Raw genomic sequence first — 20980 nt, forward strand, 5'->3', positions numbered from 1 at the left:
CGGGAGAGGTATGACCGAACCAACGTTACTCCATCCGTCTTTAGTGCCGCTGGACGGCGGGATCAATTTCCGCGATTTGGGCGGTAATCGGGCGGCGGATGGGCGTCTTATCCGGCGTGGAAAGTTATTTCGCTCCGGCTCGCTGGATTTATTGAGTCCGGCGGATTGTGAACAACTGGCCGGGGTGCCCGTTACCGATATTCTTGACTACCGCGATCCCGATGAAATTGCGCTCAAGCCCGATATTCTTTGGTCTGGCGCAAACTACCATCCATTCCCCGCAAACCCGCTGCGGCACGAGGTCACGGCGAACCTGGATTCTTTAGGTTCGGATGTGCTGGAGACCTTTGATTCACAGGCATTCATGCTGGAGCTTTACCGCCGCTTACCTTTCGATAACTCCGCATACCGCCACCTGGTCTCGCTGCTGTTGCAACCGGATAACGGCGCGCTGGTACAGCACTGCGCGGTGGGGAAAGATCGTACGGGTATGGGGTCGGCGCTGGTGATGCTGGCCCTGGGAGCCGATGAGCAAACGGTGATCGAAGATTATCTGCTCACCGACACCACGCTGACGCCTTTCCGACAACAGTTAATGGCGCATTTGTCCCAGACCATGAGTGATAAAGCGCTGGGGCAGTTTGCGTATGTACTGTCGGTTCAGGAAGCGTTTATCTCGACGGCATTACAGGCCATTTATGAGCGTCATGGTTCTGTCGATAGCTGGCTTGAAGCGGAGTACGGATTAGATAATCGCGCCCGGCAATTTTTACAGGATAAGTATTTGATTTGATTCAGGCGCCGGACAGGAGCATATCAATTGAGAGGCCGGTCACATGAACCGGCCTCTGCTTTTTACTGAAGATCGCTGTGCGGTGATTAGCCGGTGTTGCGCATGCCGGCGGCAACACCGGCGATAGTCACCATCAGCGCCAGTTCTACCTCGGGTTCGGGATTTTCCTGTTGGCGTGAACGGTGCAACAATTCAGCCTGAAGAACGTTCAGCGGGTCGGTATAAACGTTACGCAAGGCGATGGATTCGGCAATCCACGGCAGGTCTTCCATCAGGTGGTCGTCATTGGCGATCGTCAGCACGACATGAATATCGGCCGCCAACTGTTCACGCAGCTGTTTTCCCAACGGCCACAGCGTCTTATCCACCAGGCGCTGATCGTAATATTCGGCCAGCCACAGGTCGGCTTTGGAAAACACCATTTCCAGCATCCCGAGACGGGTGGAGAAAAACGGCCAGTCGCGACACATGGTTTCCAACTGTTTCTGTTTGCCGTCGTCCACGACTTTTTGCAACGCGGCGCCCGCACCCAGCCACGCCGGCAACATCAGGCGGTTCTGCGTCCAGGCGAAGATCCACGGAATGGCGCGCAGGCTTTCGACGCCGCCGTTAGGACGACGTTTCGCCGGGCGCGAGCCTAACGGCAGTTTGCCCAGCTCCAGTTCCGGCGTGGCTGCGCGGAAATAAGAAACAAAGTCTGGATTTTCACGCACATACCCACGGTACATATCGCAAGACACACGCGACAGCTCATTCATAATCTCATGCCATTCCTGCTCGGGTTCCGGCGGCGGCAACAGGTTGGCTTCCAAAATGGCGCCGGTATAAAGCGCCAGGCTGCTGATCGTGACTTCCGGCAGGCCGTACTTAAAGCGAATCATCTCACCTTGTTCGGTCACGCGCAGGCCGCCTTTCAGGCTTCCCGGCGGCTGGGACAACAGAGCGGCGTGGGCGGGAGCGCCGCCGCGGCCGATGGAACCGCCGCGGCCGTGGAACAGCGTCAGGGCAATGCCGGCTTTCTCGCAGGTTTTAATCAGGGCATCCTGCGCCCGGTATTGCGCCCACGATGCCGCCATGACGCCGGCATCTTTCGCCGAGTCGGAGTAGCCAATCATGACCATCTGCTTGCCCTGAATGAAACCGCGATACCAGTCGATATTCAACAGTTGCGTCATGACATCATCGGCGTTGTTCAGGTCTTCCAGCGTTTCGAACAGCGGGGCGACCGGTAAAGCAAACGGGCAGCCAGCCTCTTTGAGCAGCAGATGAACGGCCAGCACGTCTGATGGCGTGCGGGCCATCGAAATGACATAGGCGGCAATCGAACCCGCCGGGGATTTGGCGATAACCTTACAGGTATCAAGCACTTCTTTGGTGTCCGCGCTCGGTTCCCACTGACGTGGCAGCAGCGGACGTTTGGAACTTAATTCACGGATCAGGAAGGCCTGTTTGTCGGACTCGGACCAGCTTTCGTAATCCCCTAAACCAAGATAGCGGGTAATTTCAGCCAACGCTTCGGTGTGGCGGGTGCTCTCCTGACGCACATCAATACGCACCAGCGGTACGCCGAAGCAGCGTACGCGACGCAGCGTGTCGAGCAACTGCCCGTCGGCGATGATGCCCATGCCGCAGGCGTGCAGCGACTGATAACACGCATACAGCGGCTCCCAGAGCTGTTCATTGCTAATCAATAAATCCTTGGGCGGAAGCGATTGCGCGCCTTTAAGGCGGGATTCCAGATAGCTTAGCGTGGTCGTGAGCTGGGCCCGCAATGATTTCATGATGGCGCGGTACGGTTCCTGTATTTCGCTGCCGCCGGCAAGTTCGCTCACTTCCGGCGTGCAGGCGGACATTGACAGTTCCGACACCAGAACCTGAATGTCGCGCAGGAACAGGTCGGCGGCTTTCCAGCGGCCGAGCAGCAATACATGCTGGGTAATTTCAGCGGTGACATTGGGGTTGCCGTCACGGTCTCCGCCCATCCAGGACGTAAAGCGTACAGGAACGGCTTCTATCGGCAGCCGATAACCAAACGATTTCTCCATCTGCTCGTCCAGTTCACGCAAAAACGCCGGAACGCCTTCCCAGAGGCTATTTTCAACCACGGCAAAGCCCCACTTCGCTTCATCCACGGGGGTGGGGCGAATTTTACGGATTTCGTCGGTATGCCAGGATTGCGCAATGATCTGACGTAAACGACGCATAATCTTGTTGCGTTCATAATCCGCCAGGTCGTCATGATCGAGCTGCTGGAGACAGGTATTGACTTCGACCAGCTTGTGAATCAGCGTCCGACGGGTAATTTCCGTCGGATGCGCGGTCAGCACTAATTCAATAGAAAGCGATTCTATGGCTTCCCGAATGTCTTTTTCCGTCAAATCCTTGCTGGCTTTCAAACGATTAAAGGCGGTGGTCAGCATCTCCGGATTGCTGGCGGCCTCGCCATGCGGCGAAATGGTGTGGTATTGCTCAGCGGTATTGGTCAGGTTAAGAAATTGACTGAATGCACGGGCAACCGGCAATAGCTCATCGTTGGACAGATTTTGTAGTGTGTTCAGCAGTTCCTTACGGTGCTTTTCACTGCCTGCTCGGGAGGATTTTGACAATTTACGAATTGTTTCTACTTTATCAAGAATGTTCTCACCCAGCGCTTCCTTGATCGTATCGCCAAGTAGCTTACCTAGCATGCTGACGTTACTGCGCATTGCCGAATATTGCTCGTTCATAGTTACCCTGACCCATCTCAATTTTTTGTAAGTTTGTTTCACCAGAAAAAATACAGCTCTTCCCTCATCTAGCCACGACAAGGTTGATTCGTCAATTGGCGATTCTTTGTTCCCACGATTCTTTATATCAGCCGATCTTTTTACCCGTATTGATGCAGGTTTGGCAATTTGTGAAATTTAATTACAGATGCGCTGATATTAGGGGCGCTAATTTAAGCAGGGGAAACGGGGGCATAAATGCCCCGTAAAATGGCCCGCGGCTAGTGATATACGCTGGCGAGGCCGCTATCCGTTGACTCAGTGGTGACAGAAATGCTGAATCATCTGCGCAATCAACGCGCGCGTCGGTTTGATAAACGCGGTATCAAGGAATTCGTCCGGCTGATGCGCCTGATTGATGGAGCCCGGCCCCAGCACCAGCGTCGGACAGAGTTCCTGAATAAACGGCGCCTCGGTGCAGTAATTGACGACTTCTGTTTGCGTACCGAGTAATTTCTCCACCACCGACACTAAATGATGATCCGCCGGACATTCATAACCGGGGATCGGCGGATGCAGTTCACTGATGGTTAAACGCCCCGGCCAGCGTTGGCTTACCGGGGCCAGCGTTTCAGACAGTAGCCCGTTCAGATCGTTGAGCGTCAACCCCGGCAGCGGACGGATATCCATATGCAGCTCACAGCAGGCGCAGATGCGGTTGGCCGCATCGCCGCCATGAATATGACCCAGATTCATGGTCGGATAGGGGATATTGAACGCCGCATGGTGATAGCGCTCTTTCAGGGTATTGCGCAACGCCAGCAGATGCGAGATGGCCTCATGCATCAATTCGATGGCGTTGACGCCGCGCGCCGGATCGCTGGAGTGGCCGGATTGCCCCTGTATGCGGATAGCGCTGGACATATGGCCTTTGTGGGCGCGAACCGGCTGTAGCGATGTCGGTTCGCCGATAATGGCGCAGTCCGGGCGGATCTGCGTCGACCCGGCAAAATATTTGGCGCCGGCCATGGTGGTTTCTTCGTCGGCGGTGGCAAGCACATACAGCGGTTTAGTCAGTTTCGCCGGATCAATGTCGCGCAGCGTATCGAGAATGAAAGCGAAGAAGCCTTTCATGTCGGCGGTGCCTAAGCCGTACAGCTTATTGTCGTGTTCGGTCAGCGTGAAGGGATCGCGCGTCCAACGCCCGTCGTCGAAAGGCACGGTATCCGTATGCCCGGCCAGCAACAATCCCCCTTTACCTTCACCGATTCGCGCCAGCATGTTAAATTTATGTTGCGTGCCGGGGACCGGCTGGACTTCAACATGAAAGCCTAAATCGGTAAACCAGCCTGCCAGCAGGTTGATTAATGCCTGATTACTTTGATCGAGCGCGCTGTCGGTCGCACTGATGGACGGAGTCGCGATCAACGCCCGGTATAGCTCAATAAAAGGGGGTAAATTCATCTTCACTGTTGACAGCCTCTGGTTAGGATAGTATCAATATTCATGCATTTATTTTGAATAAAAATACAATAACGCTAAGTGAAAGGAAACCATAAGGTATCAGTGATGATGAATTCACCACTCCGCTTAGCTTCACGGGTGAACAGCGTGATGGCGCTGGTGAGCCCTGTTACCTGTTCCATTGATAAGTAAGAAGGTACGCAGATCCCATGCTGAATACGTTGATTGTTGGTGCAAGCGGTTATACCGGCGCCGAACTTGCGCTTTACCTGAACCGTCACCCACAGATGAACATAACCGCTTTAGCCGTTTCAGCGCAAAGCGTAGACGCAGGAAAATTAATTTCTGATTTGCATCCGCAGTTGAAAGGCATCATTGATTTGCCGGTCCAGCCGTTAACCCATGTCGCGGAAGCGGCCAAAGGGGTCGATGTGGTCTTTCTGGCGACGGATCACAAGGTCAGCCACGATTTGGCGCCCGAGTTTCTGGCTGCGGGCTGCGCCGTTTTCGATTTATCCGGCGCATTCCGTGTTAATGATGCGGAATTTTACCGTCAGTATTATGGGTTTGAGCATCAGCATACCGACTGGCTGGCTCAGGCTGTCTACGGGCTGGCCGAATGGCAGGCCGAAAGCATTAAACATGCGCAACTGATTGCGGTGCCGGGATGTTACCCGACAGCCTCACAGCTGGCGTTGAAGCCGCTGGTGGACGGTCAATTGCTGAATACCGCGCAATGGCCGGTGATCAACGCCGTCAGCGGCGTCAGCGGCGCGGGGCGTAAAGCCTCCATGACCAACAGTTTCTGTGAGGTCAGTCTGCATCCTTATGGTATTTTTACCCATCGTCATGAGCCTGAAATCTCGACTCACCTCGGTACGCCGGTTATTTTTACGCCGCATTTAGGCAATTTTGCTCGCGGGATACTGGCGACTATCACCTGTCGGTTGCAGCCGGACGTGACGCAGCAGGATGTGGCCGAAGCCTATCACAACGCCTATCACGGCAAACCGCTGGTGCGCCTGTATGAGAAAGGGGTGCCGGCGCTGAAATCCGTCGTCGGGCTGCCGTTCTGCGATATCGGTTTTTCCGTACAGGGCGAGCATCTGATTGTGGTCGCCACGGAGGATAACCTGCTGAAAGGCGCCGCGGCGCAGGCGGTACAATGTATGAATATTCGTTTTGGTTTCCCGGAAACCCAGTCTTTACTCTGATTATCATTTACCATTCTGAGGCGCGAAGAGAACAATGAATCCGTTAATTATCAAGCTAGGTGGCGTTTTACTGGATAGCGAAGAGGCGCTGGAGCGTCTGTTCACCGCACTGGTTACCTATCGTCAGCAGCACCAGCGCCCGCTTGTGATTGTGCATGGCGGCGGATGTCTGGTTGACGATCTGATGAAAAAGCTGTCGTTGCCGGTGGTGAAGAAAAACGGCCTGCGCGTGACGCCCGCCGATCAGATCGACATTATTACCGGCGCGTTGGCGGGGTCGGCGAATAAAACGCTGCTGTCGTGGGCCAGGAAGCACGGTATTGACGCCGTCGGCCTGTGTCTGGCGGACGGCTGCAGCACGACAGTGACGCAGTTGGATGAAGCGCTGGGTTTTGTCGGTAAAGCGCAGGCGGGTTCGCCTGCGCTGCTGAATACGCTGTTGTCGGCGGGTTATCTGCCGGTGGTCAGCTCCATCGGGATTACCGATGGGGGCGACTTGATGAATGTGAATGCCGACCAGGCCGCGACGGCGCTGGCGCAAACGCTGGGCGCGGATTTAATCCTGCTTTCCGACGTGAGCGGCATTCTGGATGGAAAAGGCCAGCGCATTGCGGAAATGACCGCGCAAAAAGCGGAGCAACTGATTGAGCAGGGCATCATCACCGATGGCATGATCGTCAAGGTCAACGCAGCGCTGGATGCGGCCCGTACGTTGGGGCGGCCGGTGGATATCGCCAGTTGGCGGCATGCCGATCAGCTACCGTCGCTGTTTAACGGGGTGGCGATTGGGACGCGTATTTTAGCGTAAGCGGTTTTCGGGTATGGCATGATGTCATACCTGCATTTATCTGAATTTCAGGAGTAAGGGTTATGGCTTTGTGGGGCGGTCGGTTTAGTCAGGCGGCAGATCAACGTTTTAAACAGTTCAATGACTCACTGCGGTTTGATTACCGTCTGGCAGAGCAGGACATCATCGGCTCGATTGGCTGGTCGAAAGCATTGGTTACCGTCAATGTGCTCAGCCGTCAGGAGCAACAGCAGTTGGAACAGGCGCTGAACGCGTTGCTGAGCGAAGTGCGGGTCGATCCTGAAATGATCCTGCAAAGCGATGCGGAAGATATTCATAGCTGGGTCGAGCAGCGTTTGATCGAAAAGGTCGGCGATTTGGGCAAGAAACTGCACACCGGGCGCAGCCGCAACGATCAGGTCGCGACCGATCTGAAGCTGTGGTGCAAGGCGCAGGTTGCCGAACTGCTGCTGGCGGTGCGCCAGTTGCGTCAGGCGCTGGTCACCACGGCGGAAGCCAATCAGGACGCGGTGATGCCGGGTTATACTCACCTGCAACGCGCCCAGCCGGTCACGTTTGCCCACTGGTGTCTGGCTTATCATGAAATGCTGGTGCGCGACGAAAGCCGTCTGGAAGATACGCTGAAGCGTCTGGACGTCAGCCCGCTGGGCTGCGGCGCATTGGCCGGCACCGCCTATCCCATCGACCGCGAACAACTGGCGGGCTGGCTGGGATTTGCCGGCGCCACGCGCAACAGCCTGGATACGGTCTCTGACCGCGATCACGTACTGGAGCTGTTGTCTGATGCGTCGATCGGCATGGTGCATTTATCCCGTTTTGCCGAAGACCTGATTTTCTTCAACAGCGGCGAAGCGGCTTTTGTGGAGCTTTCCGACCGTGTGACTTCCGGCTCATCGCTGATGCCGCAGAAGAAGAACCCCGATGCGCTGGAGCTGATCCGCGGCAAATGCGGCCGGGTTCAGGGCGCGTTGACTGGTATGATGATGACGCTGAAAGGGCTGCCGCTGGCGTACAACAAAGACATGCAGGAAGACAAGGAAGGGTTGTTCGATGCGCTGGATACCTGGCATGACTGTCTGATGATGGCGGCTCTGGTGCTGGAAGGCATTCAGGTGAAGCGTCCGCGTTGTCAGGAAGCGGCCGAGCAGGGTTACGCCAACGCCACGGAGCTGGCGGATTATCTGGTGGCGAAAGGCGTTCCGTTCCGCGAGGCGCACCATATCGTCGGTGAGGCGGTGGTGGAGGCCATTCGTCAGGGGAAAGCGCTGGAAGCCCTGCCGTTAGCCGACTTGCAGGCGTTCAGCGCCGTTATCGCTGACGATGTTTACCCGATCCTGTCGCTGCAATCCTGTCTGGATAAACGCGCCGCGCAGGGCGGCGTGTCGCCGCAGCAGGTGGCGAAAGCCATCAGCGAGGCGAAACAGCGTCTGAGCTGACGGTTATCTGAGGCCGGTCACTGTACCGGCCTTGTTTGTTTCATCGCCAAATCGCAATCCCGCCCGCATTTTCTGATTTTTCACCGCGCTTTTCGCCAAATTTGTTTCATTATCAGCATTGCCTCTGGACATCCATACAGTATCATTCTACTTTGACGAGCAGCAATGGCAGCCAGCGGAGGCGCAGTGGATATCAGCATATTTTATGGATTGGGCGGCGGCGTTATTGGTCTGTTGGCCGGTTGGCTCATCGTCGGCGTATCGCACCAGCAGCGGCAGTCTCGTCATGAAACCGATCGGCGTTTGCTTGAACAGACATTGCAGCAGACCCAACAGTTGCTGAACGAAAGTCAGCAGGCGAGAAAACAGCATGAACAGCAATTACGTGAAAATGAACTGGCGTTGCGCAACGTTCATGGCCAGTTGGCCGCCAGTCAGGAAAAGTTGCAACAGCTGGCGCAACTGCGTGAGGAATGCGTTCAGTTAAATCAGGAACTGCGCGCCTTGCGTGAGGTCAATAGCGCTCAAGAGGCGGAGCTGCGCGAGGTCACCATCCGGCTTGAAGAAACGCGCATGGCCGCCGAAGAGAAACAGCGTCTGCTGATAAACAGCGAGCAGCGGCTGACCACGCAGTTTGAAAATCTGGCGAACCGTATTTTTGAGCACAGCGGCCGCAAGGTGGATGAACAGAATAAACAGAGTCTGGATCGTCTGTTGATGCCGCTGCGCGAACAGCTTGATGGTTTCCGGCGTCAGGTTCAGGATAGCTTTGGCGCTGAAGCCCGTGAACGCCACACCCTGACGCATGAAATTCGTAATCTGCAACAGCTCAATGCGCAGATGGCCCGCGAAGCGATTAATCTCACCAAGGCCCTGAAAGGAGACAATAAGACGCAGGGAAACTGGGGCGAGGTGGTGCTCAGCCGGGTGCTGGAAGCCTCCGGGCTGCGCGAAGGCTATGAATACCAGACTCAAGTCAGCGTACAGACCGGCGCGAATAACCGTATGCAGCCGGATGTGATTGTCCGTTTGCCGCAAGGCAAAGATGTGGTGATTGACGCCAAGATGTCGCTGGTCGCCTATGAGCGCTATTTTAACAGCGAAGACGACGCCGAGCGTTTGGCCGCCCTTAATGAGCATTTGCTTTCGGTGCGCGGTCATATTCGCCTGTTAGGCGGCAAAGACTACCAACAGTTGCCGGGGCTGCGTTCGCTGGATTATGTTTTGATGTTTATTCCTGTCGAACCGGCGTTTCTGGTGGCGATCGATCGCCAGCCGGAGTTGATCGCTGAAGCGCTGAAGCACAATATTATGCTGGTAAGCCCGACCACGTTGCTGGTGGCGTTACGCACCATCAACAACCTGTGGCGTTATGAACAGCAGAGTCGCAACGCACAGCAGATCGCTGAACGAGCCGCGAGGCTGTACGATAAACTGCGTTTGTTTGTCGATGATATGGAAACGTTGGGGCAAAGCCTGGATAGGGCGCACGGCAGCTACCGTCAGGCGATGAATAAACTGGCTTCCGGTCGTGGTAATCTTATCGGCCAGGCCGAAGGTTTTCGCGCATTGGGGGTGGAGGTAAAGCGTCCCATCAGCCCATCGCTGGCGGAGCAGGCAACCGACCATGAAAACGCCGCCGGCGAGGCGCTGGCGGATACGGCCGGCGACGGTAAACCGTCGGCAATCGATGCGGAAGGACGTTAGGTTTTTTCTGCGTCGCAGGCTTGGCGGGTAGCTGTCGCAATGGCTTTTCGTCCCTTTTCGGCAAAGAAGGGCGGTGGGCTTTTTATCCGGGTCTGTTACACTCTTCCCAATAACCGGTAGACCCGAAATTTGACTGAATAAGTAGGCGGATAAAATGGCAAATGAGCCGGAGAAAACGACCGATTTTGGTTTTCGCACTGTCGCCAAGGATGAGAAAGAAGTCATGGTGGCTGACGTTTTTCATTCTGTCGCAGCAAAATATGACCTGATGAATGACCTGATGTCTTTCGGCATTCATCGAATCTGGAAAAGATTCACCATTGAGTGCAGCGGCGTGCGGCGCGGTCAGCGTGTGCTGGATGTCGCCGGCGGCACTGGCGATCTGACGGCGAAATTTTCCCGTATTGTGGGCGACGAAGGGGAAGTCGTTTTAGCCGATATCAATGCTTCCATGCTAAAAGTCGGCCGTGAGAAACTGCGCAATAAAGGCATTATCAATAATGTCAGCTATGTGCAGGCAAACGCCGAAGAACTGCCGTTCCCGGATAATTTCTTTGACTGCATCACCATTTCCTTCGGCTTGCGTAACGTTACCGATAAAAATAAAGCGCTGCGCTCCATGTATCGCGTTTTGAAACCCGGCGGCCGGTTGCTGGTGCTGGAATTCTCCAAGCCGGTGATGAAACCGCTGAGCAAGGTTTATGACGCCTATTCGTTCCACATCCTGCCTAGAATTGGCGAGATGGTCGCGAGCGACGCCGGGAGCTACCGCTATCTGGCTGAATCTATCCGTATGCACCCCGATCAGGAAACCCTGAAAGGGATGATGAGCGACGCGGGCTTTGACAGTGTCAATTATTTCAATCTTACCGGTGGGATTGTCGCGTTGCATCGTGGTTTTAAATTCTGATTGGGAAGGCCAATGCTGATAACGTCTGTGCTGACTGCTTCGCTGGAAACTGCGCTGAATCAACTACTGTTTCGTGACCGCGGTATGAAAGCGGCGCGTCAGCGCCTGCACGGCAAAACGCTGCAAATCGAGCTATCTGAACTGAACGCGCCGCTGGTGCTTATCTTCAGCGAACACCGGCTCGATGTGATGAGCGAGTGGGGGGAACCGGCGGATTGCCGGCTAAAGACGCGTTTACCGGTTCTGATGAAGCTGCGCGATCGGCAGCACCTCTCTTCGCTGATGCGCAGCGGCGATTTGATCATTGAGGGCGATATCCAGGTCGTGCAGCAGTTTATCGGGCTGCTTGATTTGGCCGAGTTTGATCCGGCGGAATGGCTGGCGCCTTATCTGGGGGATGTGGTTGCGCAGGGGCTGAGTCAGACCGCGCAGAAGACGCTGAATTTACTGCGGCGTACATTGCGCAGACAGCGGCACGCCTTATCCGAGACGCTTACCGAAGAGTGGCGGTTAGCGCCGGGAAAACTTGAAAACGCCTGGTTCCAGGATGAAATCGCCGCACTGGAGAAATCCACGGACAATCTGGCTGAACGGCTGGCGAAACTGGAGGCCCTGCCATGATGCCAAGTGAACTGCTGCGGCTTTACAGCATCGTACGCGTTTTGCTGAGCTATGGGCTGGATGAGCTCATCCCCAAAATGCGTTTGACCATCCCGCTGCGTTTTGGCCGCCGGCTGTTATTTTGGTTGCCGAATCGGCACAGCCGCATGCCGTTGGGCGAGCGTTTGCGTTTGGCGCTGCAAGAGCTTGGCCCGGTGTGGATCAAGTTCGGTCAAATGATGTCGACGCGGCGTGATTTGTTCCCGCCCGCCATTGCCGAACAACTGGCTATGCTGCAAGACCGGGTCGAACCTTTTGACGGTATGTTGGCGCGCAAACAAATCGAGCTGTCGATGGGCGGCATCCCGCTGGAAAACTGGTTTGATGATTTTGATGTGAAGCCGCTGGCATCGGCATCGATTGCGCAGGTTCATACCGCTCGTCTGAAAGCCACCGGCAAAGATATCGTCATTAAGGTGATCCGGCCTGATATTTTACCGGTGATTCAGGCCGATATGCGGCTGATGAAGCGTCTGGCCGGCTGGCTGCCGAGACTATTGCCGGATGGCCGGCGTCTGCGCCCGCGAGAGGTGGTGCGCGAGTATGAAAAAACGTTGCTTGATGAATTGAATCTGTTGCGTGAAGCGGCCAATGCGATTCAACTGCGGCGTAATTTTGAAGGCAGCCGTATGCTGTACATTCCTGAAGTGTACTCGGATTACTGCACTGAGAGTATGCTGGTGATGGAGCGGATCTATGGCATTCCGGTTTCTGATATTGAAGCCTTGAAAGCCAATGGCACCAATTTGCAGTTACTGGCGGAACGCGGGGTTCAGGTTTTCTTTACCCAGGTATTCCGCGACAGTTTCTTTCATGCGGATATGCATCCCGGCAATATTTTTATCAGTTACGAACACCCGGACGATCCTCAGTACATTGGGATTGACTGCGGGATTGTCGGCTCGCTGAACAAGGAAGATAAACGCTATCTGGCGGAGAACTTTATTGCGTTCTTCAATCGTGACTATCGTAAGGTGGCCGAGTTGCATGTGGATTCAGGCTGGGTGCCGGCGGATACCAACGTTGAGGACTTCGAGTTTGCTATTCGCACCGTTTGCGAGCCTATTTTTGAAAAGCCGTTAGCGGAAATTTCATTCGGTCATGTATTATTGAATCTCTTTAATACGGCTCGTCGTTTTAACATGGAAGTACAGCCACAACTGGTGCTGTTGCAAAAAACGCTGCTGTATATTGAAGGGATTGGACGCCAGCTCTATCCGCAGTTGGATCTGTGGAAAACAGCAAAACCATTTTTAGAAAACTGGCTGAAAGAGCAGGTTGGCTTGCCTGCCGTTATTCGGGCATTAAAGGAAAAGGCGCCGTTCTGGGCCGAAAAATTGCCGGAGATCCCCGAATTATTCTATGACGGTTTACGTCAGCACAAGATACTGCGGCAGAGTGTCGACAAGCTTGCCGATGAATTGCGCACGCAGCATGTTCGTCAGGGACAATCCCGTTATCTACTGGGAATTGGCGCAACGCTATTAATAAGTGGTACGGTGTTGCTGGTCAGTCACGTGGAAGCGGACATTGTTCCTTCTGGTTTGATGGCCGCGGGAATTATCGCCTGGATTATCGGCTGGCGACGAACTCGTTGAAGCAGATCATGATGCATAACCAGATTACCCTATATACTGAGGGTAATCTGGGTGACCCCCTTTTGAAAGAGGTAAATATTATGGGCGGTATTAGTATTTGGAACCTGTTGATTATCGCAGTGATCGTCGTATTGCTGTTTGGTACCAACAAGCTGAGAACCTTGGGCTCAGACTTGGGCGCTTCCATCAAAGGCTTTAAAAAAGCCATGGGCGATGAGCAACCGTCAGCGAATAATGCTGATAAAACACAGCAGGATGCTGATTTTGCAACCAAATCGATTGCAGACCAACAGCCGGAAGTTGTTAAGCAGGATGAAGCAAAGAGCAAGCATAAAGAGCAGGTATAATCGGTGTTCGATATCGGGTTTAGCGAACTGCTACTGGTAATGGTGATTGGCTTGGTGGTTCTTGGGCCAGAACGTTTGCCCGTGGCGGTTAAGACAGTGGCCGGCTGGATTAGAACACTGCGTTCGCTGGCGTCCACGGTTCAGAATGAGCTGTCGCAGGAATTGAAATTGCAGGAATTACAGGACAGCCTCAAGAAAGTAGAGAAAGCCAGCCTGCAAAATCTGTCGCCGGAATTGAAAGCCTCCATGGATGAACTGAAAGAAGCGGCAGAAGCCATGAAGCGCAGCTATGCTGAAAAATCGCCCCAGAGCGAGGATTCGGCGGAACCGTCATCCTATCAGCCGCTCAACGATCCCGAGGCTGTTCATGATGGCGTGATCGACACGGAAAAAGCGCCGGAATCGGTTGCGGTTAATCACCAGCCTGATGACAATCCGATCGCGCCTGTACCGGTTTCGGACAACAAAATCAAACCTGAGCACTCCCCTGCTGCTTCTGCCCGTCAACCAAGTGATGATCGTTAGTTTATGGCCGCTGAAGATACCCAACCGCTGATTAGTCACCTGATCGAACTGCGTAAGCGGTTGCTGAACAGTATTATTTGTGTGCTGGTGGTGTTTTTCGCACTGATTTACTTTGCTAATGACATTTACCAGATGGTTTCCGCTCCGCTGATTGCGAAACTTCCCGCCGGTGCCAGCATGATCGCCACCGATGTGGCATCGCCGTTTTTTACGCCGATAAAACTCACCATGATTGTGTCGGTGTTTGTCTCGGCGCCGCTGGTGTTGTATCAGGTTTGGGCATTTATTGCGCCGGCCCTGTACAAGCATGAACGTCGCTTGATGATACCGCTGTTGGTTTCCAGTAGCCTGTTGTTTTATGCCGGTATGGCGTTTGCCTACTTCGTGGTTTTTCCGCTGGCGTTTGGCTTCTTTGCCAAAACCGCCCCGGAAGGCGTATTGATTGCGACTGATATCAACAATTACCTCGATTTTGTCATGGCGCTATTTATGGCCTTCGGCGTGTCGTTTGAAGTGCCGATCGCGATTGTATTGTTATGCTGGAGCGGCGTGGTCACGCCGGAAGACCTGAAAAAGAAACGGCCTTATATGTTGGTCGGCGCTTTTATCGTCGGTATGTTATTGACGCCGCCCGATGTGTTCTCGCAGACGTTGCTGGCTCTCCCCATGTATCTGTTGTTTGAAATCGGTGTGTTCTTCTCCCGGTTTTATGTGGGCAAAGGTCGCCGGGCGAAAGCGGAAGAACCTTCACCGTAGCTATCTGCGAATACGTCAGCACATGTTTGATATCGGAGTTAATTTAACCAGTACGCAGTTTGCGAAAGACCGCGGGCAAGTGATTGCCCGGGCTAAACAAGCTGGCGTCCGCGGTATGCTGGTGACGGGCACCAACGTTGATGAAAGCCGTCAGGCATTGGCGCTGGCATTGGCGTATCCGGATTACTGCTGGGCAACGGCGGGTGTTCATCCCCATGATGCCAGCCGTTGGCAGGCGTCGGCCGCTGAGCAGATTTACCGCATGGCGCAATCCGATCCCGTGGTTGCGATCGGCGAATGCGGACTCGATTTCAACCGCAACTTTTCCCCCCCTGAGCAACAGGAACAGGCATTCAGCGCCCAACTGGCGTTGGCGGCGGAGTTATCGCTGCCCGTGTTTCTGCACTGTCGCGACGCCCACGCCCGTTTTATTACCTTGCTGACGCCCTGGTTGAGCAAATTGCCTGCTGCGGTTATCCATTGCTTTACCGGGAACCGCAGTGAGCTTGAAGAATGTCTGTCGGCAGGGTTAATGATCGGCATTACCGGTTGGGTGTGCGATGAGCGGCGGGGCCTTGAGCTGCGCGCGTTGTTAACGGATATTCCAGCCGATCGGCTGTTATTGGAAACCGACGCCCCCTATTTATTGCCCCGGGATTTAACGCCCAAGCCCGCATCCCGCCGTAATGAATCCTGTTTTCTGCCGCACATTGTCCGTCAGGTCGCGGGTTGGCGCGAAGAAGATGCCGCGTGGCTGGGGCAGAAAACAGATGAAAACGCCCGCCGGGTTTTCCAACTGGCTTGATTCAGGAGAATAATTATATGAGCAATGTTTTTCCCGGTACGTTCCCTGGCCGACGTCTGCGTCGTCTGCGTCGTCACGACTTCAGTCGCCGCCTGGTTGCTGAAAATCAACTGACGGTAAACGATCTGATCTATCCCGTTTTCGTCATGGAAGGAAAAAACCATCAGCAGGAAGTCCCTTCTATGCCAGGCGTATACCGGATGACCATTGATGTATTGCTAAGGGAGGCTGAGGACATCGCTAAACTTGGCATCCCGGTACTGTCGTTGTTTCCGGTAATCGAGGCGGATAAAAAATCATTACATGCCGAAGAAGCCTATAACCCGGATGGTCTGGTTCAGCGTGCGGTTCGCGCCCTCAAAGACGCGGTGCCGGAACTGGGGCTGTTGACGGATGTGGCGCTCGATCCCTATACCACGCACGGGCAGGATGGCATCATCGATGCAGATGGTTATGTTATTAACGATGTCACGAAAGAGATTCTGGTGCGTCAGGCGCTGTCGCATGCACAAGCGGGCGCGGAAATTATCGCGCCTAGCGATATGATGGACGGGCGTATTGGCGCTATTCGCGAGACGCTGGAAGCGCAGAGTCTGATTAATACGCAGATTATGGCGTATTCGGCGAAATATGCGTCCTGTTATTACGGCCCGTTCCGTGATGCGGTGGGTTCCGCCGGCAATCTGAAAGGCGGCGATAAAAAAACCTATCAAATGGATCCGGCCAACGGCGATGAGGCCTTGCAGGAAATTGCCCAGGATCTTCAGGAAGGCGCCGATATGGTGATGGTAAAACCGGGTATGCCCTATCTGGATGTGGTTACGCGCGTGAAAGAGACGTTCGGCGTGCCGACTTTCGCCTATCAGGTGTCCGGAGAGTACGCGATGCATATGGCGGCTATTCAGAATGGCTGGCTACAGGAGCAGCCTGTCGTCATGGAATCGCTGCTGTGCTTTAAACGTGCCGGGGCGGACGGTGTACTGACCTACTTCGCCAAGCGCGTCGCGCAGTGGTTACGCGATGGGCAATTACAGCGCTGATGTCAGTGACGTCAGGGCGGTTTTCGCCGTCCCTGACGATTACATTTTTTGAAATTGCCGATTATCAATGCTCTGGCGAACCTGTTTATTCAACAAATTCAGCAACAACATTGAGCGGGCTTCCCCATCCGGTTCCGTATAGATAGCTTGCAGGCCGGTAAAAATCCCATCGGTGATCGTTACTTCATCGCCTGGCTGAGGCGTCAGCGGATCGGTAACGCCCTGTGTCGGATGCTGCGACAGGTCATCGATCACCTGTTGCGGAACGGTGGCGGGCAGATTACCGAAACGTACGAAATTGCTTACGCCGCGCGTAGCGCTGATGGTGGTGGTATGGATGCGTTCAGGATCGAACTCCACAAACAGGTAGTTCGGAAACAACGGCTCGCAAACCTCGGTACGTTTACCCCGTACTATTTTTTCCAGCGTGATCATCGGACTCAGGCAGGTAACATCCTGGCGCTCTAAATGCTCTTTCGCCCGCAGTAATTGACCGCGTTTGCAATACAGTAAATACCAAGCTTCCATAATTTCGCAGACTTGTCATTTCGGTGGCTAAGCATAACAAAAGCCGACGTGGATAAAAAATTTTCAGCAGGAATTTTTAACGCCATATCACGTTGCGGCGACCATAAATAGCCACACTAAGAAGCGACAGGTCGGCGAAGAGACTTTATAATAACCAGTTCCACTGACTGCCCCGATGATCAGCATGAAATATCGTGATTTACGCGAATTCCTCTCGCTGCTGGAAGAGAGAGGGGAATTGAAACGCATTAGCCAGCCCATTGATCCCTATCTTGAAATGACGGAAATAGCCGACCGTACCCTGCGGGCGGAAGGCCCGGCGCTGCTGTTTGAAAATCCGAAAGGCTATGACATGCCGGTGCTGTGCAACTTGTTTGGCACGGCAAAACGCGTCGCCATGGGAATGGGACAGGAGGACGTCAGCGCGTTGCGCGATGTCGGAAAACTGCTGGCCTTTCTGAAAGAGCCTGAACCGCCGAAAGGATTTCGCGATCTGGTGGATAAAATGCCTAAATTCCGCCAGGTGCTTAATATGCCGACGAAACGGCTGGCTTCAGCGCCTTGTCAGGAACAGGTGTGGCAGGGGGATGACGTTGATTTACGCCGCATACCGGTGATGCACTGCTGGCCGGAGGATGCGGCGCCGCTGATTACCTGGGGGCTGACGGTGACGCGCGGCCCGAATAAAGAGCGTCAGAATCTGGGCATTTACCGTCAGCAGGTGCTGGGTAAAAACAAGCTGATTATGCGCTGGCTGTCGCATCGCGGCGGCGCGCTGGATTTTCAGGAGTGGTGTCAGGAACATCCGGGCCAGCGTTTCCCGGTGTCGGTGGCGTTGGGCGCCGATCCCGCCACTATTCTGGCCGCGGTCACGCCCGTACCCGATTCGTTATCTGAATATGCTTTTGCCGGGCTATTGCGCGGCCATAAAACTGAAGTCGTAAAATGTCTTTCCAACGATTTGGAAGTGCCCGCCAGTGCGGAAATTGTTTTGGAAGGTTATATTGAGCCGGGTGAAATGGCGTCGGAAGGGCCCTACGGTGACCACACCGGTTACTACAATGAGGTTGATGACTTCCCGGTCTTTACCGTGACGCACATAACACAGCGGCATGATGCGATTTATCATTCCACTTATACCGGGCGTCCGCCGGATGAACCCGCCGTGCTGGGCGTGGCGCTCAATGAAGTCTTTGTGCCGATTTTGCAAAAGCAATTTCCGGAGATCGTCGACTTTTATTTACCGCCGGAGGGTTGCTCTTATCGTCTGGCGATCGTTACCATGAAGAAGCAGTATGCCGGTCACGCCAAACGCGTCATGATGGGCGTTTGGTCTTTTTTACGGCAATTTATGTACACTAAGTTTGTTATTGTCTGTGACGATGACATCAATGCGCGTGACTGGAAAGATGTCATCTGGGCGATCACGACACGCATGGATCCGGCGCGAGATACCGTATTGGTGGAAAATACGCCGATAGACTATCTGGACTTTGCCTCACCGGTTTCCGGTTTGGGTTCCAAAATGGGACTGGATGCCACCAACAAATGGCCGGGCGAAACACAACGCGAGTGGGGGCATCCGATCGAGAAAGATCCGCAGGTATGTGCACGTGTTGATGCCATATGGGATGACCTTGCCATTTTTAGTGACAGAGAACCCCGGCGTTAATTTGCGGTTGCTCTGTTTCCAGTTTTGCTTCGATTACCCTACAGAGGGAATGCATGACAACATTGAGCTGTAAAGTGACTTTGGTAGAGGCAATAACCGATACGGTTTATCGGGTTCGTTTATTACCTGAGGCACCTTTTTCTTTTCGTGCTGGTCAGTATCTGATGGTGGTCATGGACGAACGCGATAAACGTCCTTTCTCGATGGCGTCCACGCCGATGGAGCAGAACTTTATTGAACTGCATATTGGTGCTTCTGAGCTTAATCTTTACGCTATGGCGGTGATGGAGCGTATCCTGAAAGAGAAAGCGCTGACGGTGGATATTCCGCATGGTGAAGCATGGCTGCGTGAAGAGAGCGAACGTCCGCTGGTGCTGATTGCCGGCGGTACGGGGTTTTCGTACGTGCGTTCTATTTTGCTGACGGCGCTGGCGCAGCAACCCGAACGTTCCATCGCGATCTATTGGGGCGGCAGGGAAACCAAGCACCTTTATGATCTTGCCGAGTTGGAAAAACTTGCTGCGCGATACGTCAATCTTCAGGTGATCCCGGTGGTTGAGCAGCCGGAAGAGGGCTGGAACGGCAGAACCGGCACCGTATTAAGCGCGGTACTACAGGATTACGGCTCATTAGCCGAACAGGACATTTATATCGCCGGCCGCTTTGAAATGGCGAAAATCGCCCGCGAGCGTTTCTGTAATGAACGCGGCGCGCTGGCGGCGAATATGTTCAGCGACGCTTTTTCGTTTATCTGAGCAAGTTGTCTGCGCTCGAATAAAATAAAAACCCCGCCTGACGATCCGCGGGGTGATTTATTGGTTACGCCTGAATGGCTGACGGTATTTACGGCCGCTCAAATACGGTGGCAATCCCCTGGCCCAGACCAATACACATGGTCGCCACGCCGAATTGCACATCGCGGCTTTCCATCAGGTTAATCAGCGTGGTGGAAATCCGGGCGCCGGAACAGCCCAGCGGATGACCGAGCGCAATCGCGCCGCCGTTAAGGTTCACTTTCTCATCCATGGTTTCCAGCAGACCGAGATCTTTTATGCACGGCAGAGTTTGTGCGGCGAACGCTTCGTTCAGTTCAAACAGGTCAATGTCTGCAACGCTCAAGCCGGCCCGTTTCAATGCCAGCCTGGTGGCGGGAACGGGGCCGTATCCCATGATGGAAGGCTCACAGCCGACCACGGCCATCGCACGAATGCGCGCCCGTGCGGTCAAGCCCAATGACGCCGCCCGCGATTCGCTCATGATTAACATCGCTGCCGCGCCGTCGGACAGCGCGGAAGAACTGCCGGCGGTCACGGTGCCGTTAACCGGATCAAAGGCCGGCTTTAGCGCCGCGAGGCCGGACGCGGTGGTTTCCGGACGAATGACCTCGTCATAGTCAAAGCGCTGTAAAACGCCATCGGCGTCATGACCGGCGGTCGGGACTATCTCCTGACGAAACGCACCTGACGTCGTTGCGTTAGCGGCGCGCTGGTGCGAACGCGCGGCAAACCGATCCTGCATTTCACGGCTGATATTATGTAGGCGAGCCAGCATTTCGGCGGTCAATCCCATCATCCCCGCCGCCTTTGCGACGGTGCGGCTAAGTCCGGGATGGAAATCCACGCCATGATTCATCGGCACGTGGCCCATATGCTCAACGCCGCCAATCAGACAGACATGAGCGTCACCAACCATAATGGCGCGCGCCGCGTCATGCAGCGCCTGCATAGAGGAGCCGCATAACCGGTTAACCGTGGTGGCAGGAACAGAGGCGGGAATTTCTGCCAGCAAGGCTGCATTGCGGGCGATGTTGAAGCCCTGTTCGAGCGTTTGCTGCACGCAGCCCCAGTAAATATCATCAATGCCGCCCGCCTCAAGCGCAGGGTTGCGGCTGAGCAAGCTACGCATCAGATGAGCGGACAGATCTTCAGCACGTACCTGACGGAATGCGCCGCCTTTGGAGCGGCCCATCGGCGTACGCACGGCATCGACAATCACCACGTTTTCCATATTCT

19 protein-coding genes are annotated in these 20980 nt (G+C 54.5%); 15 read left to right on the forward strand and 4 right to left on the reverse strand.

What is annotated here, in order from left to right; genetic code table 11:
• Positions 1–10 precede the first annotated feature (10 nt).
• Positions 11–793, forward strand: a complete 783-nt coding sequence (locus JG725_RS16450) for a tyrosine-protein phosphatase (RefSeq protein ID WP_172291088.1) — start codon at positions 11–13, stop codon at positions 791–793.
• Between the two features lie 86 nt (positions 794–879).
• Here JG725_RS16450 and ppc read toward each other — a convergent pair whose 3' ends face one another.
• Positions 880–3519 (reverse strand): phosphoenolpyruvate carboxylase, encoded by a 2640-nt coding sequence (ppc, locus tag JG725_RS16455; RefSeq protein WP_199378855.1) that lies wholly within the window; start codon positions 3517–3519, stop codon positions 880–882.
• Between the two features lie 297 nt (positions 3520–3816).
• Positions 3817–4968 (reverse strand): acetylornithine deacetylase, encoded by a 1152-nt coding sequence (argE, locus tag JG725_RS16460; RefSeq protein WP_172291090.1) that lies wholly within the window; start codon positions 4966–4968, stop codon positions 3817–3819.
• A 203-nt stretch (positions 4969–5171) separates the two neighbouring features.
• Between argE and argC the strand changes: the two genes are divergently transcribed.
• From argC to hemB, 12 genes are all read left to right on the forward strand, one after another.
• Positions 5172–6176, forward strand: coding sequence for an N-acetyl-gamma-glutamyl-phosphate reductase (argC, locus tag JG725_RS16465; protein ID WP_172291091.1), 1005 nt, complete (start codon positions 5172–5174; stop codon positions 6174–6176).
• A gap of 34 nt (positions 6177–6210) precedes the next feature.
• Entirely contained in the window at positions 6211–6984 is a 774-nt protein-coding gene (gene argB / locus JG725_RS16470) for an acetylglutamate kinase (protein ID WP_199378858.1), read from the forward strand.
• A gap of 62 nt (positions 6985–7046) precedes the next feature.
• Positions 7047–8420 (forward strand): argininosuccinate lyase, encoded by a 1374-nt coding sequence (gene argH / locus JG725_RS16475; RefSeq protein ID WP_199378860.1) that lies wholly within the window; start codon positions 7047–7049, stop codon positions 8418–8420.
• Between the two features lie 186 nt (positions 8421–8606).
• Positions 8607–10127, forward strand: a complete 1521-nt coding sequence (gene rmuC / locus JG725_RS16480) for a DNA recombination protein RmuC (protein WP_172291115.1) — start codon at positions 8607–8609, stop codon at positions 10125–10127.
• A gap of 154 nt (positions 10128–10281) precedes the next feature.
• Entirely contained in the window at positions 10282–11037 is a 756-nt protein-coding gene (gene ubiE / locus JG725_RS16485) for a bifunctional demethylmenaquinone methyltransferase/2-methoxy-6-polyprenyl-1,4-benzoquinol methylase UbiE (RefSeq protein ID WP_172291094.1), read from the forward strand.
• A gap of 12 nt (positions 11038–11049) precedes the next feature.
• Complete coding sequence (locus JG725_RS16490; RefSeq protein ID WP_199378862.1) at positions 11050–11658, forward strand: SCP2 domain-containing protein; 609 nt, start codon at positions 11050–11052, stop codon at positions 11656–11658.
• On the forward strand, positions 11655–13295 hold the full coding sequence (gene ubiB, locus JG725_RS16495) for a ubiquinone biosynthesis regulatory protein kinase UbiB (protein WP_199378864.1): 1641 nt from the start codon (positions 11655–11657) through the stop codon (positions 13293–13295). The genes JG725_RS16490 and ubiB overlap by 4 nt, the downstream gene beginning before the upstream one ends.
• 80 nt (positions 13296–13375) lie before the next feature.
• Entirely contained in the window at positions 13376–13642 is a 267-nt protein-coding gene (tatA, locus tag JG725_RS16500) for a Sec-independent protein translocase subunit TatA (RefSeq protein ID WP_172291116.1), read from the forward strand.
• Between the two features lie 3 nt (positions 13643–13645).
• On the forward strand, positions 13646–14167 hold the full coding sequence (tatB, locus tag JG725_RS16505; RefSeq protein ID WP_172291097.1) for a Sec-independent protein translocase protein TatB: 522 nt from the start codon (positions 13646–13648) through the stop codon (positions 14165–14167).
• Positions 14168–14170: 3 nt separating this feature from the next.
• The gene (gene tatC, locus JG725_RS16510; protein WP_172291098.1) at positions 14171–14923 is read left to right on the forward strand and encodes a Sec-independent protein translocase subunit TatC; all 753 of its coding nucleotides are present in this window, start codon (positions 14171–14173) and stop codon (positions 14921–14923) included.
• Between the two features lie 22 nt (positions 14924–14945).
• On the forward strand, positions 14946–15728 hold the full coding sequence (gene tatD / locus JG725_RS16515) for a 3'-5' ssDNA/RNA exonuclease TatD (RefSeq protein ID WP_199378866.1): 783 nt from the start codon (positions 14946–14948) through the stop codon (positions 15726–15728).
• A gap of 17 nt (positions 15729–15745) precedes the next feature.
• Entirely contained in the window at positions 15746–16768 is a 1023-nt protein-coding gene (hemB, locus tag JG725_RS16520) for a porphobilinogen synthase (protein WP_199378868.1), read from the forward strand.
• 39 nt (positions 16769–16807) lie between these two features.
• On the opposite strand, the gene rfaH is transcribed toward hemB, so the two are convergent.
• Positions 16808–17296 carry a transcription/translation regulatory transformer protein RfaH gene (gene rfaH / locus JG725_RS16525; protein ID WP_172291101.1) on the reverse strand — a complete coding sequence of 163 codons (489 nt, stop codon included), beginning with the start codon at positions 17294–17296 and terminating at the stop codon, positions 16808–16810.
• Between the two features lie 175 nt (positions 17297–17471).
• Between rfaH and ubiD the strand changes: the two genes are divergently transcribed.
• Together ubiD and fre are read left to right on the forward strand one after the other, a co-directional pair.
• The gene (gene ubiD / locus JG725_RS16530) at positions 17472–18968 is read left to right on the forward strand and encodes a 4-hydroxy-3-polyprenylbenzoate decarboxylase (protein ID WP_199378870.1); all 1497 of its coding nucleotides are present in this window, start codon (positions 17472–17474) and stop codon (positions 18966–18968) included.
• 53 nt (positions 18969–19021) lie between these two features.
• Positions 19022–19723 carry an NAD(P)H-flavin reductase gene (gene fre / locus JG725_RS16535; protein ID WP_172291103.1) on the forward strand — a complete coding sequence of 234 codons (702 nt, stop codon included), beginning with the start codon at positions 19022–19024 and terminating at the stop codon, positions 19721–19723.
• An 88-nt stretch (positions 19724–19811) separates the two neighbouring features.
• Here fre and fadA read toward each other — a convergent pair whose 3' ends face one another.
• On the reverse strand, positions 19812–20975 hold the full coding sequence (gene fadA, locus JG725_RS16540; protein WP_199378886.1) for an acetyl-CoA C-acyltransferase FadA: 1164 nt from the start codon (positions 20973–20975) through the stop codon (positions 19812–19814).
• Positions 20976–20980 lie beyond the last annotated feature (5 nt).

Origin of the sequence: Brenneria sp. L3-3C-1, from assembly GCF_016456245.1 — a bacterium.
In the GTDB taxonomy this organism is placed as follows: Bacteria; Pseudomonadota; Gammaproteobacteria; order Enterobacterales; family Enterobacteriaceae; genus Brenneria.

Coding starts and splice junctions, on each gene's coding strand:
- tatD (WP_199378866.1), top strand. CDS start 14,946: ATGTTTGATATCGGAGTTAATTTAACCAGTACGCAGTTTGCGAAAGAC.
- fre (WP_172291103.1), top strand. CDS start 19,022: ATGACAACATTGAGCTGTAAAGTGACTTTGGTAGAGGCAATAACCGAT.
- JG725_RS16450 (WP_172291088.1), top strand. CDS start 11: ATGACCGAACCAACGTTACTCCATCCGTCTTTAGTGCCGCTGGACGGC.
- argH (WP_199378860.1), top strand. CDS start 7,047: ATGGCTTTGTGGGGCGGTCGGTTTAGTCAGGCGGCAGATCAACGTTTT.
- tatA (WP_172291116.1), top strand. CDS start 13,376: ATGGGCGGTATTAGTATTTGGAACCTGTTGATTATCGCAGTGATCGTC.
- hemB (WP_199378868.1), top strand. CDS start 15,746: ATGAGCAATGTTTTTCCCGGTACGTTCCCTGGCCGACGTCTGCGTCGT.
- JG725_RS16490 (WP_199378862.1), top strand. CDS start 11,050: ATGCTGATAACGTCTGTGCTGACTGCTTCGCTGGAAACTGCGCTGAAT.
- fadA (WP_199378886.1), bottom strand. CDS start 20,975: ATGGAAAACGTGGTGATTGTCGATGCCGTGCGTACGCCGATGGGCCGC.
- ubiD (WP_199378870.1), top strand. CDS start 17,472: ATGATCAGCATGAAATATCGTGATTTACGCGAATTCCTCTCGCTGCTG.
- ppc (WP_199378855.1), bottom strand. CDS start 3,519: ATGAACGAGCAATATTCGGCAATGCGCAGTAACGTCAGCATGCTAGGT.
- argB (WP_199378858.1), top strand. CDS start 6,211: ATGAATCCGTTAATTATCAAGCTAGGTGGCGTTTTACTGGATAGCGAA.
- argC (WP_172291091.1), top strand. CDS start 5,172: ATGCTGAATACGTTGATTGTTGGTGCAAGCGGTTATACCGGCGCCGAA.
- tatC (WP_172291098.1), top strand. CDS start 14,171: ATGGCCGCTGAAGATACCCAACCGCTGATTAGTCACCTGATCGAACTG.
- rfaH (WP_172291101.1), bottom strand. CDS start 17,296: ATGGAAGCTTGGTATTTACTGTATTGCAAACGCGGTCAATTACTGCGG.
- ubiB (WP_199378864.1), top strand. CDS start 11,655: ATGATGCCAAGTGAACTGCTGCGGCTTTACAGCATCGTACGCGTTTTG.
- ubiE (WP_172291094.1), top strand. CDS start 10,282: ATGGCAAATGAGCCGGAGAAAACGACCGATTTTGGTTTTCGCACTGTC.